Origin of the sequence: Pseudomonas sp. MIACH, from assembly GCF_001269925.1 — a bacterium.
Classification (GTDB): domain Bacteria; phylum Pseudomonadota; class Gammaproteobacteria; order Pseudomonadales; family Pseudomonadaceae; genus Aquipseudomonas.
In genome coordinates this window covers 213,582-230,746 of record NZ_LHVO01000053.1, presented here as the reverse complement: position 1 = coordinate 230,746, position 17,165 = coordinate 213,582, and the positions used below count along the sequence as shown (strand labels likewise).

Here is a 17,165-nt window from a genome sequence, read left to right as displayed (position 1 = left end):
ACACTGAGTCGATTATCGGATTGTTTGGCCCATTTCCCCGGCTTAATCTTCAAGCACTTCGGCGCCGCCTCTGCGCCTTTTTCGATCCACACCGGGAGCTCAACCCCATGGCTGAAATTCTCACCCTGCGTGATGCGGTCAAGCGCTTCGTGAACGACGGCGATACCGTCGCCCTCGAAGGCTTTACCCACCTGATCCCTACGGCCGCAGGTCATGAAATCATTCGTCAGGGCAAGAAAGACCTGACGCTGGTGCGTATGACGCCTGACCTGATCTACGACCAGTTGATCGGTGCAGGGTGTGCCCGCAAGCTGATTTTCTCCTGGGGCGGCAACCCGGGCGTAGGCTCCCTGCATCGCCTGCGCGACGCGGTCGAGAAGCAATGGCCGCAACCGCTGGAAATTGAAGAACACAGCCACGCCGACCTGGCCAATGCCTACGTCGCCGGTGCATCGGGCCTGCCCTTTGCGGTGCTGCGCGCCTACGCCGGTTCTGACTTGCCCAAGGTCAACCCACTGATCAAGACCGTCACGTGCCCGTTCACCGGTGAAGTGCTGGCAGCGGTGCCGTCGGTGCGTCCGGACATCACCGTGATCCACGCGCAAAAGGCTGATCGCAAGGGCAACGTGCTGCTCTGGGGCATCCTTGGCGTGCAGAAGGAAGCGGCCCTGGCGGCCAAGCGCTGCATCGTCACCGTGGAAGAAATCGTCGATGACCTCAACGCGCCGATGAACAGCTGCGTGTTGCCGACCTGGGCCCTGACTGCGGTGTGCCATGTACCCGGTGGTGCGCATCCGTCCTACGCCCACGGCTACAACGAGCGTGATAACCGCTTCTACCAAGCGTGGGACCCAATCGCCCGCGACCGTGAGACGTTTACCGCCTGGATCAACGAATACATCCACGGCACTGCCGATTTCAGTGAATTCCAGGCCAAGCTGACCACACAGCAGGAGGCCAAGTGATGGCTTACTCGACCAATGAAATGATGACCGTCGCCGCTGCGCGCCGCCTCAAGAACGGCTCCGTCTGCTTTGTGGGCATTGGCCTGCCGTCCAAGGCCGCCAACCTGGCGCGTCTGACTTCGTCGCCGGATGTGGTGTTGATCTACGAGTCCGGCCCGATTGGCGCCAAGCCCAACGTGTTGCCGCTGTCGATTGGTGATGGCGAGCTGGCGGAAACCGCCGACACCGTGGTGCCGACCGGTGAGATCTTTCGCTACTGGCTGCAGGGCGGGCGTATCGACGTGGGTTTCCTCGGCGCCGCCCAGGTCGACCGCTTCGGCAACATCAACACCACCGTGGTCGGTGATTATCACCAGCCCAAGGTACGCCTGCCCGGTGCCGGTGGCGCGCCGGAAATCGCCGGCTCGGCCAAGAGCGTGCTGATCATCCTCAAGCAGTCGTCCCGTTCGTTTGTCGACAAACTGGACTTCATCACCTCGGTCGGCCACGGCGAAGGTGGCGATTCGCGCAAACGCCTGGGTCTGCCGGGTGCCGGTCCTGTCGGAATTATTACCGACCTGTGCATCATGGAGCCGGAAGAGGGCACCCATGAATTCGTGGTCACCGCCCTGCACCCTGGCGTGACTCGCGAACAAGTCGTGGCTGCCACCGGTTGGGCGATTCGCTTTGCCGACCAGGTCAGCACCACCGCCGAACCGACGGAGGTCGAGTTGACCGCCTTGCGTGACCTCGAAGCGCGCACGGCCGCCGCCCACGGCCAAGCACCGGGAGAAGCCTGATGCGCGAGGTATTTATCTGCGATGCCATTCGCACCCCCATCGGCCGCTTTGGCGGTGGCCTGTCCACCGTGCGCGCCGATGACCTGGCGGCCTTGCCGATCAAGGCGCTGATCGAACGCAACCCGTCGGTAGACTGGAGTGCCGTCGACGAGGTGTTCCTCGGCTGCGCCAACCAGGCCGGTGAAGACAACCGCAACGTCGCCCGCATGGCGCTGTTGCTGGCGGGTCTGCCGGAAAGCATTCCTGGCGTCACCCTCAACCGCCTGTGCGCCTCGGGCATGGATGCGATCGGCACCGCCTTTCGCGCTATCGCCAGCGGCGAAATGGAGCTGGCGATTGCCGGTGGCGTCGAGTCGATGTCTCGTGCCCCGTTCGTGATGGGCAAGGCGGATGCGGCGTTTTCGCGAAACATGAAGCTGGAAGACACCACCATCGGCTGGCGTTTTATCAATCCGTTGATGAAGGCCCAGTACGGCGTGGACGCCATGCCACAGACCGCCGATAACGTCGCCGACGACTACCAGGTTTCACGCGCTGACCAGGACGCCTTTGCCCTGCGCAGCCAGCAACGCACCGCCGCCGCCCAGGCTGCCGGGTTCTTCGCTGAAGAAATCGTACCGGTACGGGTCGCCCATAAAAAAGGCGAAACCGTGGTGGAGCACGATGAGCACCCAAGGGACACCACCCTCGAAGCCCTGGCCAAACTCAAGCCGGTCAACGGCCCGGACAAAACCGTCACCGCCGGCAATGCCTCAGGTGTGAATGACGGCGCGGCCGCGCTGATCCTGGCGTCTGCCGAAGCGGTGAAAAAACACGGCCTGACTGCCCGCGCCCGCGTATTGGGCATGGCCAGCGCCGGTGTCGCGCCACGGGTGATGGGCATCGGCCCGGTACCGGCGGTGCGCAAGCTGGTGGAACGCCTGGGCCTGGCCGTGACTGACTTCGATGTGATCGAACTCAACGAAGCCTTCGCCAGCCAAGGCCTGGCGGTGCTGCGTGAACTGGGCATCGCCGACGACGCACCTCAAGTGAACCCGAACGGCGGCGCCATCGCGCTCGGCCACCCGTTGGGCATGAGCGGCGCGCGTCTGGTACTGACAGCCCTGCATCAGTTGGAAAAAACCGGCGGCCGTAAAGGCCTGGCGACCATGTGCGTGGGCGTCGGCCAAGGCCTGGCCCTGGCGATTGAACGCATCTAATAAGAAGAGGACTGCTCCATGAGTGACAAGCCCGGTTACCGGCGCCCGCAAGCGGGTACTCAACCTGATTACCTGCACCCGGCCTACCAGTCGACGAACCTGCGTTCGCCGTCCAAGCCGCTGGTGTTCCTGCCCCATTCCTTGTCGGAAATCACCGGCCCGACCATCGGCGCCGAGCGAGTCAGCGAGAAGGATAATGACCTCACCGCCCAACACGACGGTGAGCCGCAAGGCGAGCGCATCATCATTCACGGCCGCGTGCTGGATGAAAACGGCCTGCCGGTGCCGGGCATTCTCGTGGAGATCTGGCAGGCCAACGCCGCCGGTCGCTACAACCACAAGCGCGACCTGCACGATGCGCCGCTGGACCCGAACTTCACCGGCACCGGGCGCACCGTCACCGACGCCGATGGCTGGTACCAGTTCCAGACCATCAAGCCCGGTGCCTACCCGTGGGGCAACCACCACAACGCGTGGCGCCCGGCGCATATCCACTTTTCGCTGTTCGGCCCGAGCGTGCTGACGCGCCTGGTGACGCAGATGTATTTCCCCGGCGACCCGCTGCTGGAATACGACCCGATCTACAACTGCGTACCGGATACCAGCGCCAAGGAACGCCTGATCGCCCGTTTCGACCTGGAAAAAACCATTCCTTCCTATGCCCTCGGCTACCGCTGGGACATCGTCCTGCGCGGCCGCGACGCCACGCCGATGGAGAAATGAGATGACACTTAACGCGACCACGTCCCACACCGTCGGGCCGTACTACCACATCGGCCTGACCTGGCTGAACCGCGAAGATTTGACCGTCGCCGCCACCCTCGGTGAGCGCGTGGCGATCAGCGGGCAAGTGGTGGACGGCAACGGTGATGTTGTCAACGACGCCATGCTTGAAGTCTGGCAGGCCAATGCCGCCGGCAAGTACGACCACCCTGAAGATGAACAGGACAAGGCGGTGGACCCGAACTTCGAAGGCTTTGGCCGGGTGCCGGTGGATGCCGAAGGGCGCTTCCGCTTTACCACGATCAAGCCGGGCAGCGTGCCGGGCCTGCAAGGCACGACCCAGGCGCCGCATTTGGTGGTTTTGGTGTTTGCCCGTGGCTTGGTGAAGCACCTGCTGACGCGGATTTATTTTGACGGCGAGGCGTTGAATGGGGATGACCCGCTGCTGGCCTGTGTGCCTGCCGAGCGGCGTAGCACTTTGATTGCCAAGCCGGATGCGGCTGGGGTGCACCAGTGGAATGTGATTTTGCAGGGGACAGATAAAGAGACGGTGTTCTTCGATTATTGAGTCGCTTGTCAGGGCCCCTTCGGGGCAAGCCCCCTCCCACATTTGATAGGCGGCGCGGTCAAAATGGGGGAGGGGGCTTGCCCCCGATGGGGCCGGTTCAGGCACTGCCTACGCAAAAGTCTGCTTGCGGAACATGGTTGTTGCAAAGTATGTCTAGGCTATAACCGTTCCCACTGAGTGAAAAAACCATGACAACAACCACCAGTCACTACACCGGAGAAGAGCGCAGCAAACGGATCTTTGCGATTGTCGGTGCCTCCTCCGGCAACCTGGTCGAATGGTTCGACTTCTACGTCTATGCCTTCTGCGCCATTTACTTCGCCCCGGCGTTTTTCCCGTCGGATGACCCCACGGTCCAACTGCTCAACACGGCTGGCGTGTTCGCCGCCGGCTTCCTGATGCGCCCCATCGGTGGCTGGCTGTTCGGCCGCGTAGCCGACAAGCACGGGCGTAAGAACTCGATGATGATCTCGGTGCTGATGATGTGCGCCGGCTCCCTGGTCATCGCCTTTTTGCCCACCTACAAAGACATCGGCGCCTGGGCCCCGGCCCTGCTGCTGGTGGCGCGGCTGTTCCAGGGCCTGTCGGTGGGCGGCGAATATGGCACCACCGCGACCTACATGAGTGAAGTCGCGCTCAAGGGCCAGCGTGGGTTTTTCGCCTCGTTCCAATACGTCACCCTGATCGGCGGCCAACTGTTGGCCGTGCTGGTGGTGGTGATCCTGCAACAGCTGCTCACCGAAGAAGAATTGCGCGCCTGGGGCTGGCGGATTCCGTTCGTGATCGGTGCGATTGCGGCGGTGATCTCCTTGTTGCTGCGCCGTACCCTCAAGGAAACCACCAGCAAGGAAATACGTGAAGACAAGGACGCCGGCAGCATCGTCGCGCTGTTTCGCGACCACGGCAAAGCGTTCGTTACGGTGCTCGGCTACACCGCCGGTGGCTCGCTGATTTTCTACACCTTCACCACTTACATGCAAAAGTACCTGGTGAACACCGTGGGCATGCACGCCAAGACGTCGAGCTACATCATGACCGGCGCACTGTTCCTCTACATGTGCATGCAGCCGCTCTTCGGTATGTTGGCGGACAAGATCGGCCGACGTAATTCGATGCTCTGGTTCGCAGGCCTTGGCACCCTGTTCACCGTGCCGATCCTGCTGACCTTGAAAACCGTCACCAGCCCGTTCCTGGCGTTTGTACTGATCACCCTGGCCCTGGCGATTGTCAGCTTCTACACCTCCATCAGCGGCCTGGTCAAAGCGGAGATGTTCCCGCCCCAGGTGCGCGCTTTGGGCGTGGGGCTGGCGTATGCGGTGGCCAACGCGGTGTTTGGTGGTTCGGCGGAAGTCGTCGCGCTGAGCCTGAAATCCATCGGCATGGAAAACACCTTCTATTGGTACGTCACCGCGATGATGGCGGTGGCCTTCCTGTTCAGCTTGCGCCTGCCGAAACAGGCGGCGTACCTGCATCACGATTTGTAAGGGATGAGTTATGACATTGCGCACGAGCAATCAACTGTTCGACGCTTACTTCACTGCTGACAGCATGGCCGAGGTGTTCTGCGACCAGGGACGCTTGCAGGGCATGCTCGATTTCGAAGCCGCACTCGCCCGTGCCGAGGCTCAGGTCGGGTTGATCCCACAGGCGGCTGTGGCGCCGATTGCCCAGGCGTGCCTGGCGTCGCTGTACGACGTCGATGCCCTCGGCGTGGCGATTGCCACGGCAGGGAATTCGGCGATTCCGCTGGTGAAGGCGCTGGGCAAGTTGATTGCCAGTGAGGATGCCGGGGCCGAGCGCTATGTGCACTTGGGCGCGACCAGCCAGGACGTGATGGACACCGGACTGGTGCTGCAAGTGCGGCGGGCGCTGGGTTTGATCGAAACAGACCTGGCGCGTCTGGGCGACGTGTTGGCCGCCCAGGCCCAGCGTTATGCGACGACACCGTTGGCCGGGCGTACCTGGTTGCAGCACGCGACGCCGGTCACCCTGGGGATGAAGATTGCCGGTTGGCTGGGCGCGGTGACGCGCAGTCGCCAGCGCTTGCAAGAACTGAAACCGCGTTTGCTGGTACTGCAATTCGGCGGCGCGTCCGGGACGTTGGCGGCACTCGGCGAACACGCCATGCCAGTGGCTGAGGCGCTGGCGGCGGAATTGCAACTGAGCTTGCCCGAACAACCCTGGCATACCCAACGCGATCGACTGGTGGAGTTCGCCTCCGTCCTGGGCCTGATCGCCGGCAGCCTCGGCAAACTGGGCCGCGATATCAGCCTGCTGATGCAAACCGAAGCGGCCGAAGTCTTCGAGCCGTCGGCGCCTGGCAAAGGCGGTTCGTCGACCATGCCCCACAAACGCAACCCGGTGGGCGCCGCAGTGCTGATCAGTACCGCCACGCGCGTGCCCGGCCTGGTGGCGACGATGTTCAGCGCCATGCCCCAGGAGCACGAGCGCAGCCTGGGCCTGTGGCATGCCGAATGGGAAACCTTGCCGGAGATTTGCCGCCTGGTGTCCGGCGCCTTGAAACACGCGCTGCTGGTGAGCGAAGGGTTGGAAGTCGACCCCGGGCGCATGGCGCACAACCTCGACCTGACCCAAGGGCTGGTGCTGGCCGAGGCGGTCAGCATCGTGCTGGCCCAGCGCCTGGGCCGGGAAACTGCGCATCACTTGCTGGAACAATCCTGCAAACGTGCCGTTGCAGAAGGGCGCCACTTGCGCGCTGTGCTGGCGGACGAACCGCAGGTCACCGCCGAGTTGTCCACCACCGAGTTGGACCGCCTGCTCGACCCGGCCCACTACCTGGGCCAGGCGCCCGCCTGGGTCACGCGCGCTGTCACCGAACACTTTGCATTGACCGCCTAAGGAGAACGCTGTGGCTTTTGTACAACTCGCCGAGGGCGAACTGCATTACCAACTCGATGGTCCCGTGGATGCGCCGGTGCTGGTGCTGTCCAACTCATTGGGCACCGACCTGCATATGTGGGACATCCAGATTCCGGCCTTCACCGAGCATTTCCGGGTGTTGCGTTTCGACACCCGTGGCCACGGCAAATCCCTGGTGACTGAGGGCCCCTACAGCATCGAGCAACTGGGTCACGACGTGATCGCACTGCTGGATGCGCTGGATATTCAGCGTGCGCATTTTTGCGGGCTGTCCATGGGCGGCTTGATCGGTCAATGGCTGGGGATTAACGCCGGTGAGCGCCTGCACCGTCTGGTGCTGTGCAACACCGCCGCCAAAATCGGCACGCCGGAGATCTGGAACCCACGGATCGAGATGGTCCTGCGCGACGGCGCGGCCGCCATGGTGGCCTTGCGCGATGCATCGATTGCGCGCTGGTTCACCGCGGACTTTGCGGCGGCCAACCCGCACCAGGCCAGGCAGATCACCGACATGCTTGCCGCGACCTCGCCCCCAGGTTACGCGGCCAACTGCGCCGCCGTGCGGGATGCGGATTTCCGTCAGCAGGTGTCGAAGATCAAGGCGCCAACCCTGGTGATTGCCGGCACTGAAGATGCTGTTACCCCACCGGCCGGCAGTCACTTTATCCAGCAGCATGTGCAGGGCGCCGAGTACGCCGAGTTCTATGCCGCGCACCTGTCCAACGTACAGGCGGGCGCCGCATTCAGTGACCGGGTTATCAAATTTCTGCTGGCCCGCTGAGGCCGCTGTTGTGGCAACTGGCTTGTTATGGCAAGCGGGCTTCCTGTGGCGAGCGGGCTTGCCCCGCGTTGGGGCGCGAAGCGGCCCCAAATCAGGCGCCACGGTCTGTCTGAAATAATTCGGCGTCCGTATTGGGGCTGCTTCGCAGCCCAACGCGGGGCAAGCCCGCTCGCCACAAGAAGCCCGCTCGCCACAGGTCATCGAGTTGAAATTTTATTGAATCAGGAGTTTTTTGTGGACGAGAAACAACGTTATGCCGCCGGCCTGCAAGTGCGCCGCGAAGTGCTGGGCGATGCCCATGTCGACCGCAGCCTCAATGCCCTGACCGAGTTCAACAGCGAGTTCCAGGAAATGATCACCCGCCACGCCTGGGGTGATATCTGGACCCGCCCCGGCCTGCCTCGACACACCCGCAGCCTGATCACCATCGCCATGCTGATCGGCATGAACCGCAGTGAAGAGTTGAAGCTGCATTTGCGTGCGGCGGCCAGCAACGGCGTGACCCGTGCCGAGATCAAGGAAGTGCTGATGCAGAGTGCGATCTATTGCGGGATTCCGGCGGCGAATGCCACGTTTCACCTGGCTGAATCAGTGTGGGACGAACTGGGGGTTGAGTCCCGCCCGCCGAAGTAACAGGCTCAGACCGGCTTTGTCGTGTAGACCCTCTTGCGCAACGGAAGTCCCATCTCTTCTTTCAGGCCGTTCTCGGTAAATTCCCGTGGATTGGTGGTGGTTTTCGCGGTGCTGGGGTCGCCGTCGAAATCAACCGGGGGGACTGTCGTTTGCAGACCGATCGCCTGCCGCTCTATGTTGGGTTCGCGTTCCTGGTGAGTGTCGGGTGTTGCAGTTTCTCCCTTTAGATTTTGACCTGTGGCACCCGCGAATGCGTGTCCCCTCTCATGAGCGAGGCTGGTGATCGGGGGGGAACTGTCGTCATACATATACATCGGGTTGTAATTGATTGTACCCAGGTCAGCCGTTTCTCCCGCTTTACCCTCCACGATGTAACCCAACTGTGAACCGGTCAGTGATTCGACGTCGCCGCCCGCTTGAAGATACCGTTGAATGGCTTTGGTGTTGAAGCCGTAGGTCATGTCATCACGGGTGTCCAGCTCGCGCAGGGTGACTGGCGCGTTGTTGCGCGCCGCCAGTTCGTCCTCTTTCTTCAAGGACTGCTGGCCTATGGGCGACATTCTCAATAGCTCCAGATCGTCTTCGACCCGCTGTCTGAACTCGGCGGAACCCTCGACCAGATAGGCTGTTTTGCCGGCGTCACTGGGCGTTACATCAAACCTGCGTGAGTTGAGCGAGCGGATCACATTATCCGAAGGTTTGGCGTAGATAACCGTGTTGTCATGGTAAGACCTCACGTTGTTACTACCCCTGCCGGTGTAAATGACCGAGCTGCCATGGCTGACCATCAGGTTGTCACCACCGCCACCGTGCATCACGGTGTGGCCATTTTTGGCGATCATGAAGTCGTGACCGCGCCCCCCGTCCATATGCACCACTCGGTTGGCAGGGCCCTTCACGGCCTGGAGGTGGTCGTCGCCATTGTCGCCATAAAGCGCACTGCTGCCACTGCCCGCGATCAGCGTGTCATTGCCTTCTCCGCCTGATGCGACCCCACGCCCCCTGCCCATCACGATAAAGTCGTCGCCCGCGCCGCCCTTGATTTGGGTGGTACCGCCACCACCACGGGCGTAGTCGTCACCGTCTCCCAGGTCGATCCTGATGGGGGTCGTCACGTCTGGAGCCACTACCACGCTGTCGTTGCCGCCGTGGGTCTTGATATACAGGGGCTGGACCATGCCCAGCTCGGGGCGATTGAGCAGCTCAAGGGTGTAGGCCTTACCGTTGACGTTAGCGAGCAGCTTTCCATCGGAGGTACGTCTGATGTTCACCCGGTCTGCATGGTTGCCGGTTTCCAAAACGATTTGACTGAATATTGTGTTGGCGTCGCCGTTTTGTGCGGCGCTGAATTCAACCTCCTGGGAGATTTTTACGTGCTTGTCCTGAAACAGGACCTCGCTGTTTACGTAGCTTTTGTGTCCCAGGGCGACTTCGGGAGTCGGTCGTGAGGCGGGGGTCAGGGCATCGGAATCAGGGCGTTTGTATTTGATGTGGACGGGGGGTTCTGGCGTTGCCGGTGATGGGCTGTTGGTGTAATTCGTCAGCACGGGCATGGACGCAGATATAGTCATGGTTGGGCTCGATCGTGGTGGGCAGGCGTTCCTTTGAGTGGCGGGAGGGGAAATGCTGTTCCAAGGGAAAAACAGTCAAACGCTGTCTTGATGTTGCATGCCTTAAGAGCGGCCTGGAGTTAATGGGAGTCGGCGTCCCACACCCAATTCCACACGCCCGGCAGATGCACTGCTTCATTCACGTCTTTGACCGTACGCGCCAATGCCGCGCGTTGCAGGGCGGCCGTATCGGTGTAGAACGGCTCGGCCGCCGTCTTCATGCCGTTGACCCGCGCGCTGTCCAGCAGGATCTGCAGGTATTCCTGCATATGCCGTGCGGTGTAGCGGTTGATATCGTGGAAGGTCACTACCACCGGTATCACGCCGTCCACCGTCGGTAACTCCCCCAGCGCAATCCGCTCGCGCACCACCGACAGTTGTCGGTACAGGTTGGCGCGGCGGCGCGGGCTGCCGTTGAAGCCCCAGATTTTGCCGTCATTGGCGCTCAGGTCAGTCAGCAGGACCTGCATGCCGTGGCGCTGGTAGGCGGCGAAGGTGCGCCGGTCGTAGTTCCAGAACGGCGGGCGCACCAGCACGGGCGGCGCGCCGGTGATCGAGGCGATATCGGTCGCGCCCTGGGTGAGGGTGCGTTCCAGCTCGGCATCATTCAGCCAGCGGTGGTTGGTATGAAAGGTCGTGGCAGTGTGAAAAGCCAGCACATGCCCGCCGGCGTATTCACGCTCCATCGTCTTGCGACCCCGCGAGCTGCCGCCGGAACGCGACGATTCGGTCTGCAGGAAGAACACCGCCTTGATCCCCGACAGCACCGGGTTGTGCGCCAGGTCGGCGATCACTGAACGGCTGGGGTTGTCGTAGCCCGAGGCACTGGGGCCGTCATCGAAGGTCAGCAAAAAGCGGATCGGCGCCTGGGCTTGCAGGCGTTGCTCGGTCTGCGCTGTCAGGGCGATGGGCGCGCTGATACAGCCGTTGAGGCTCAAGGCCAGGGCAAGCACAGCGGATGCGATGGCAAAGGATTTCATGGTGTGCGCAGGCTCGGATAAGAGGCCGCTGCTGGGCGGATCAGCAGCGGCAGGCGCGCACGATACAGTAAGTGCCGCGCCGGATTACAGCAGACTGATCGGGTAACTGACGATCAACCGGTTTTCATCAAACTCGTTGTTGCTGTAGTCGCGGCGCATGCTCGAATTGCGCCAGCGCACCGTGAGGTTCTTCACCACGCCGCTTTGCACGGTGTAACCCAATTCGCTTTCGCGACCCCACTCCTTGCCGTCGGTGATGGTGCCGGTGTGCACGTTGCTGCCGCTGATATAGCGGTTCATCAGGGTCAGGCCCGGTACGCCGAGGGCGGCGAAGTTGTAGTCGTGGCGCACTTGCCAGGATTTTTCCTGGGCATTGTCGTAGCTGGAGTTGTAGCTGTCGTTGGCCAGGGTGCCGCCGCTGGTGCCGTTGACGCGCATCCAGGCGTTGTTGCCGGTGAGTTTTTGCAGGCCGACGTAGAAGGTGTTGCCGCCGTACTTGGCCGAGAACAGGCCGGACCAGGTTTTGTTGTCCAAGTCGCCGGCGCGGGCGCTGCCGTCCTCCTTGCCGTAGAAGAACCCGAGGTTGGCGCCCAGGGTCCAGTCCCCAAGGGGCTGGCTGTGGATCAGGTTGACGAACTGCTGGCTGTAGATGTCCTTGAGCTGGGCGTTCCACACGCCGATCTGCGTGCGTTTGTCGTTGAAGGCGTATTCGCCGCCCTGGAAGTTGAAGCGGTCCGAGGTGAACGCGGTTTTGCCGACCATCGACATGTCGCTCATGCTGCTGTCGTCGCGCGGGCTGTTGGCGCGGAACTGGCCGCCGTAGAGGGTCAGGCCGTCGATTTCCTTCGATGTGATCTGCCCGCCGCGCAGGGTTTGCGGCAGGGAGCGGCCATCGTCGGCACGCAGGATCGGCAGCACCGGCATCCATTCGCCGACCTTCACTTCAGTCTTGGAAATACGCGCTTTGAACGCCACCCCCAGGCGACCGAATTCATCCGCAGGGCGGCCATCGTGGTCCAGCGGCAACAGCTGGGTGCCACCGGTACCGCGCCCGCCATCGAGCTTCAATGAGTACATCCCCAGCACATCCACACCGAAACCTACGGTGCCCTGGGTAAAGCCGGACTTGGCGTCGAGGATGAAACTTTGCGTCCACTCCTGCGCGCCACCCTGGGTTTTGGTGGGGTTGGTGAAATTGCGGTTGAAGAAGAAATTACGCAGGTTGAGGTTGGCGCTGGCGTCCTCCAGAAAACCGTGTTCTTCGGCGACGACGGGCATGGCAAGACTGGCGATAGCGGTGGCCAGCAGGAGCCGGCGCGGGTGAAAAGTGCTCATGGTGGTGGACCTGTTGTTATTGGGTTTATGCAGGTGGCGGCCATGGTGCGGGGCGGTGCGGGGGCGGTTCAATCGGGGGTGGGCGGGTTGTGGGCGATGATCGAACGCAAGTTGCCGGGCCCTGAAGCCCGGCACTGCGGGGTTATCGCTTGGGCAGGTCGAAGTGGGTCCAGGGCACAGTCGGCAGGTAGTGTTGCGCAGCGACGATCAGCACCACCATCACCACCAGGAACACCGCTTGCAGGGGGCTCCAGAAGGCCCAGTGCAAACCGTTCAGCCACGGGTAGCCTTCGATGAGTTTCTGGCTCATCTGACCGATACGCTTCTTGTGCAACAGGTTGATCAGGATCATACCCGCGTAGGTGAACATGCCCAGCACGCCAAGCATCAAGCCGCAGGCCACCAGCATGATCGCCTGCGGTACGCCGTGGCGAATGACCAGCCAGTAGTCATTGGGGTTGATTCGTTTGGGGATCAGGTACTGGCTCAGCCACACATCCAGAACCCGATAGGTTGAGCTCATCCCTGCCCACATTTGGGTGACGCGAAAGGCAACGGCCGCCGGCACGAACGCCATCAGCATGAAAATGACCAGCGACATTCCGTCCATTCTGTCTGGCTTAGAGTGGGCGATGCTCAGGCCAAGCCCCAGGGCGAAGACGGCCCATAGTCGAATAAATACCTGGGTGTAGATCGGCCGAGGCACGAATTTGCGCCAAAAGAACAGGTCTGTTTGAGGCAGGCGCTCGACCAGTTGCGGATAGCGCCAGGTCAGTGTTTGCGCCAGGTGCTGGCAGGCGTTCCACTCGTTTTCGCCAAACCCATCGATCATGCGTTTGTGTTGCCTGGCGGACATCGGCGTCAGCAGCAGACGCGCGGCCAGGGCATCGGCTGATGTGCGCCGCTTGTCCTGGGCCTTGTCTTGCAGGTTGGCGTAGAAGCTTTCCTGCTCGCAACGCGACACCAGTTCGCGCCACATCCACACCGGTTCCGGGTACACGCCTTTCTGGTCGTCCCAGCCGAATGCCTGGCACACGCGCTCGAACAGCGGCACGCTCCATTGAGTGTCATGCAGCAGGTGCAGGACGATGCGCTGCCACTGCTGTTGCAGGTCAAACACCCGCAGCCAGGGCTGGTTGTTGTATTGAGTAAGCTGGGTGATGAACTCGCGCTCGGCCTTTTGCTCCAGCAGTTCCTGCAGGGTGCGGCGGTAGTCTTGCAGCAGCTCGCCGGTCAGTGCTTCGTATTGCCAGGACGTCATCGCCACCTGCTGCCAGGGGGTCAGCCATTCCAGGTGTTGCGCGGCCCAACCGGCGATGGCGCTGCGTTCGCCCGGTGCTTCGAAACAATGGCGCAACAGGCCGGCCTGGAACGCATCGGTGCAGCCCTGTTGTCGAGCCTGGGCCCAGCGTTCATCGAGGTTACGCGCGTTAAGACCGTCGAGCAGTGCCTGGGCCGGGTCGGGTGTGTGGGCTTCGAAGGGTGCAGGGCTGACGGGGCTGATGTCCATCAGTTCGGCCAGGTCATTCAGGTTGGCGTAGGCCGCTTCGGCCACGGGCGCCTGGACGCGTTCTTCCTCTTCGTTATCTGCCCGCCAGCGTGCTTCACTCAGCGCGTGTTCATAGGCCTCGCGCAGGCGCTGGAAGCCTTGGGCGTCGTCGTCCGGGCGACAGCTTTTCAGCAGCCGTGCATAGCTGCGCTTGATGCTGCGCTCGTCGGCGTCATCCGGCAGTTGCAGTACGGTCCAGCAATCCATGTCGTGTTCCCTCAGCGCCAGAACCCGTTGTCGAGTTGCTCAAGTTGACGGGTCAGTTCGCTGCGGGCTTCGCGGATGCGGCGTTCGTCCTGGGTGTCGAGTACCTGCTGGAACTGCGCCGCCCAATGCCCGAGCTGTTCGCGCAGCTCGCCGAGGTTTTCCTGGTAGAGCCGTTCGAGGCGGGCAACGAGCACGGTGTTGACCTGCTGGTCGCGTGGGTGGACCTTCAACAGCGCCAGGGCTTGCAGGCGTTGCTGGATCTCCTGCGGGTTGAGCACGCCGGGGTTGTTCTCGATCACCAGCGAATGCTGCTCGCCGGTCAGCGGGATATTCACCTGGGCTTCCAGCAGGCCGTTGTTGTCATAGGTGAAACGCACGTCCAGCGAGACTTCACCGGCCTTGCGCTTGGGCACGGGAATATCCAGTTGGCCCAGCTCGATGTTGTCTTTGACCAGGCGGCTTTCGCCCTGGTAGATCTTCAGCAGTACGTGGCTCTGGTCATCGTGCAGGGTGACCACGCTCTTGACCCGGCTCACCGGCACGCTGCTGTTGCGTTCGATCAACGGCAGGTAGTGGCCGCTTTCGATATGGCCGCCGTACTGGTTGGAGGTTTCGATGCCCAGGGTGTAGGGGCAGACGTCTGTCAGCACCACTTCTTCGAGGGCCGCTGAGCGCGCCTTGAGGGCGGCCTGGATCGCCGCACCGTGGGCGACCACCTGGTCGGGGTCGAGGCTGATGGAGGGGAAGCGCCCGAACAGGCCGGCGGCGAGTTTACGTACCAGCGGCATGCGCGTGGTGCCGCCCACCAGCAGGATTTCATCCAGGTCGCCGACCCGAATCCGCGCATCGCGCAGGGCGCGTTCGATCGGCGCGCGCAGGCGCTCCAGCAGCGGCGTGTAGAGCTTGGCCAGTTCCTGTTGGGTGATGGTTTTTGTCCATTGCTGGCCGTCGACGCGCAGGGCGAATTCGGCGCTGTCGTCCTGGCCCAGGGCTTTGCGTACGCGCTCGGCTTCGCGGCGCAGGGCTTGCAGCACCGTGCGGGTAGGCGGGAAACCCTCGGCGTTGCGCTGGCTGTCGACAAAGTGTTCGAGCAACAGGGTGTCGAAGTCTTCGCCACCGAGGAAGTTGTCGCCGGCGCTGGCGCGGACCTCCATCACGCCGTCGAACAGCTCGATGATCGACACGTCAAAGGTGCCGCCGCCGAGGTCAAAGACCAGGAACGAGGTTTCTTTATCACGCTGGTGCAGCCCGTAGGCCAAGGCCGCGGCGGTCGGTTCGTTGATCAGTTTTTCCACGCTGAGCCCCGCCAGTTCACCGGCGATGCGCGTGGCCTTGCGTTGGCCGTCGCTGAAATAGGCGGGCACGCTGATCACTGCGTCGGTGACGGTTTGGCCGTAGGTACGCTCGATGTCCTCCTTGAGGCTTTTGAGCACCAGCGCCGAGAGTTCCTCGGGGCGGAACGAGCGGTCGCCCAGACGCACTTCGGTGGCGCTGCCCATGTAGCGCTTGAACAGCGAAGTGGTCAGGTGCGGGTGGGTATGCAGGCGCTCTTTGGCGGCCTGGCCTACCAGGACACGGCCTTGGTCATCCAGCCCGACCACGCTGGGGGTCAGCAACTGGCCCAGGGCATTGGGCACCATTTCGGCGGCATCACCGCGCCAGACGGCTGCGAGACTGTTAGTGGTCCCCAGGTCGATTCCTACGATCATTACGACAAGCTCCCTCTGTGGTCTGTAAGAATCTGTGACAGATTTTACCCTGAAAGGTTGAGCGCAAAGCAAGGCGGGAGAATTTTGTGGCGAGCGGGCTTGGTCAACCTGTCAGCCTTATGCTTAACCGCTCCGGCGTCTACTGTCAGGGTTGACAGTAGATGACCCGTTTTTGAAAGCCTATGTTCAAGGTGGTGGCAGTATTTTTGATGGTGCTCAAGGGAGAAGTGCTCATGAGCTTTGGAACAGAAATGGGTGGGCTTTTAACGTCGTCGAATGTGTTCAACGCGGACCTGATCTATAGGAGTAAAAAGAAGATCCCGATTACATTCGACACATTCGAGTTGATCTATATCGAGGGTTCTCAGTTTTCTATTTGTTTAGGGTTTGAAGACAATCCCGGTTCGAGAAATGAACTGACCCTTAAGGCTAAAGAGCTGAAAGCAGGCCAGACCTATCCGATCCGGCCGGAGGACCCTGGAGTCAGGGCGGCTTTTGCCTTGGGAAACCGCATCGAGTATTTCCCGGACGAATATTCGGGGTCCCTGACGGTTGACCGTCTTGAATACAAGGACGGCCATATAGCGCTGAGCATGCAGTTTTCCATCTACTTCAAGCCAGATGGCAAGGGCGATATGGAAGTTGTTTGCCATGCCCTTCAAATCACCTGCGCGTTAGCAAACCACAGCGCAACGGGTAAGTTTGTACCCAAGCACCGAGCGCAAGCGAAGGTTCCAATTTATGCTGAGATCTCCGTCAGGGCCGATGGGCGTTATGAGGCCATCGACCTGGGTGATGTATTTTTCGTGATCTACTCAGACTCGAGTTATTTTATTCAGTGCTTGCCCCGTGATGGAGGTGATCGTGCGGTCCTTGAGTTCGCAGGGAGAGAGCTGAAAACCTTTACTGATTACCCAATCACAGGGCCTGATGGGCCGCCAAATAGTGTTGATACGTTTTTTATTTTGCGGCCTGAATTCTCATACGGGTTTTCTGATCCGGCGGGTACATTCCGCGTAAGGCGCACTGATCATCCAGACGAAGGGTTCTGGTTTATCGGTGAGTTTAATTTCTCAGTCACTGCTCGTGGCTCGGACGGTCAAAACACCCAGTATGATATTTCGAGTTCTGTGTTTCAGATTCAAGTCAGTGAAGTGAAAACTTAAGCGTGGTACTCAGCCTGTAAAGCATCGCGGGACATAAAAAAACCGCCTCCTGTAAGGGAGGCGGTTTTTTGTTTATTGCGG

15 protein-coding genes are annotated in these 17,165 nt (G+C 61.4%); 10 read left to right on the top strand and 5 right to left on the bottom strand.

The features are described 5' to 3' along the window. Positions 1–107 precede the first annotated feature (107 nt). The 9 genes from AD670_RS21530 (at position 108) to pcaC (ending at position 8,528) form a co-directional block, all read left to right on the top strand. Complete coding sequence (locus tag AD670_RS21530; protein WP_053137059.1) at positions 108–965, top strand: CoA transferase subunit A; 858 nt, start codon at positions 108–110, stop codon at positions 963–965. Then, complete coding sequence (locus AD670_RS21525) at positions 962–1,744, top strand: CoA-transferase subunit beta (protein ID WP_172681513.1); 783 nt, start codon at positions 962–964, stop codon at positions 1,742–1,744. Before AD670_RS21530 ends, AD670_RS21525 begins: the two co-directional genes overlap by 4 nt. After that, positions 1,741–2,943: a 3-oxoadipyl-CoA thiolase gene (gene pcaF / locus AD670_RS21520; protein ID WP_172681515.1), complete on the top strand. Its 1,203-nt coding sequence runs from the start codon at positions 1,741–1,743 to the stop codon at positions 2,941–2,943. The genes AD670_RS21525 and pcaF overlap by 4 nt, the downstream gene beginning before the upstream one ends. Before the next feature lie 18 nt (positions 2,944–2,961). Then, positions 2,962–3,666 (top strand): protocatechuate 3,4-dioxygenase subunit beta, encoded by a 705-nt coding sequence (pcaH, locus tag AD670_RS21515; protein WP_053137049.1) that lies wholly within the window; start codon positions 2,962–2,964, stop codon positions 3,664–3,666. Position 3,667: 1 nt separating this feature from the next. Continuing rightward, on the top strand, positions 3,668–4,234 hold the full coding sequence (gene pcaG / locus AD670_RS21510) for a protocatechuate 3,4-dioxygenase subunit alpha (protein ID WP_053137046.1): 567 nt from the start codon (positions 3,668–3,670) through the stop codon (positions 4,232–4,234). Between the two features lie 188 nt (positions 4,235–4,422). Further along, positions 4,423–5,718 carry an MFS family transporter gene (locus AD670_RS21505; protein WP_053137043.1) on the top strand — a complete coding sequence of 432 codons (1,296 nt, stop codon included), beginning with the start codon at positions 4,423–4,425 and terminating at the stop codon, positions 5,716–5,718. Between the two features lie 10 nt (positions 5,719–5,728). Then, a complete protein-coding gene (locus AD670_RS21500) occupies positions 5,729–7,093 on the top strand; it encodes a 3-carboxy-cis,cis-muconate cycloisomerase (RefSeq protein WP_053137040.1) in 1,365 nt (454 codons plus the stop codon). 10 nt (positions 7,094–7,103) lie between these two features. Beyond that, entirely contained in the window at positions 7,104–7,895 is a 792-nt protein-coding gene (gene pcaD, locus AD670_RS21495) for a 3-oxoadipate enol-lactonase (protein WP_053137037.1), read from the top strand. Between the two features lie 234 nt (positions 7,896–8,129). Continuing rightward, positions 8,130–8,528: a 4-carboxymuconolactone decarboxylase gene (gene pcaC / locus AD670_RS21490; protein WP_053137034.1), complete on the top strand. Its 399-nt coding sequence runs from the start codon at positions 8,130–8,132 to the stop codon at positions 8,526–8,528. 5 nt (positions 8,529–8,533) lie between these two features. On the opposite strand, the gene AD670_RS21485 is transcribed toward pcaC, so the two are convergent. The 5 genes from AD670_RS21485 to AD670_RS21465 form a co-directional block, all read right to left on the bottom strand. Continuing rightward, on the bottom strand, positions 8,534–10,099 hold the full coding sequence (locus AD670_RS21485; RefSeq protein ID WP_053137030.1) for a M91 family zinc metallopeptidase: 1,566 nt from the start codon (positions 10,097–10,099) through the stop codon (positions 8,534–8,536). 119 nt (positions 10,100–10,218) lie between these two features. Next, entirely contained in the window at positions 10,219–11,118 is a 900-nt protein-coding gene (locus AD670_RS21480) for a polysaccharide deacetylase family protein (protein ID WP_053137027.1), read from the bottom strand. An 84-nt stretch (positions 11,119–11,202) separates the two neighbouring features. Continuing rightward, a complete protein-coding gene (locus AD670_RS21475; RefSeq protein WP_053137022.1) occupies positions 11,203–12,453 on the bottom strand; it encodes an OprD family porin in 1,251 nt (416 codons plus the stop codon). A 142-nt stretch (positions 12,454–12,595) separates the two neighbouring features. Beyond that, positions 12,596–14,209: a J domain-containing protein gene (locus AD670_RS21470; RefSeq protein WP_053137019.1), complete on the bottom strand. Its 1,614-nt coding sequence runs from the start codon at positions 14,207–14,209 to the stop codon at positions 12,596–12,598. A gap of 11 nt (positions 14,210–14,220) precedes the next feature. Then, the gene (locus AD670_RS21465) at positions 14,221–15,918 is read right to left on the bottom strand and encodes a molecular chaperone HscC (RefSeq protein ID WP_053137016.1); all 1,698 of its coding nucleotides are present in this window, start codon (positions 15,916–15,918) and stop codon (positions 14,221–14,223) included. A gap of 182 nt (positions 15,919–16,100) precedes the next feature. Here AD670_RS21465 and AD670_RS21460 point away from each other — a divergent pair, with 182 nt between their 5' ends. Next, on the top strand, positions 16,101–17,084 hold the full coding sequence (locus tag AD670_RS21460; protein ID WP_053137013.1) for a hypothetical protein: 984 nt from the start codon (positions 16,101–16,103) through the stop codon (positions 17,082–17,084). Positions 17,085–17,165: the final 81 nt, after the last annotated feature.

Coding starts and splice junctions, on each gene's coding strand:
- AD670_RS21465 (WP_053137016.1), bottom strand. CDS start 15,918: ATGATCGTAGGAATCGACCTGGGGACCACTAACAGTCTCGCAGCCGTC.
- AD670_RS21460 (WP_053137013.1), top strand. CDS start 16,101: ATGTTCAAGGTGGTGGCAGTATTTTTGATGGTGCTCAAGGGAGAAGTG.
- AD670_RS21505 (WP_053137043.1), top strand. CDS start 4,423: ATGACAACAACCACCAGTCACTACACCGGAGAAGAGCGCAGCAAACGG.
- pcaH (WP_053137049.1), top strand. CDS start 2,962: ATGAGTGACAAGCCCGGTTACCGGCGCCCGCAAGCGGGTACTCAACCT.
- AD670_RS21500 (WP_053137040.1), top strand. CDS start 5,729: ATGACATTGCGCACGAGCAATCAACTGTTCGACGCTTACTTCACTGCT.
- AD670_RS21530 (WP_053137059.1), top strand. CDS start 108: ATGGCTGAAATTCTCACCCTGCGTGATGCGGTCAAGCGCTTCGTGAAC.
- AD670_RS21485 (WP_053137030.1), bottom strand. CDS start 10,099: ATGACTATATCTGCGTCCATGCCCGTGCTGACGAATTACACCAACAGC.
- AD670_RS21470 (WP_053137019.1), bottom strand. CDS start 14,209: ATGGATTGCTGGACCGTACTGCAACTGCCGGATGACGCCGACGAGCGC.
- pcaG (WP_053137046.1), top strand. CDS start 3,668: ATGACACTTAACGCGACCACGTCCCACACCGTCGGGCCGTACTACCAC.
- AD670_RS21480 (WP_053137027.1), bottom strand. CDS start 11,118: ATGAAATCCTTTGCCATCGCATCCGCTGTGCTTGCCCTGGCCTTGAGC.
- AD670_RS21475 (WP_053137022.1), bottom strand. CDS start 12,453: ATGAGCACTTTTCACCCGCGCCGGCTCCTGCTGGCCACCGCTATCGCC.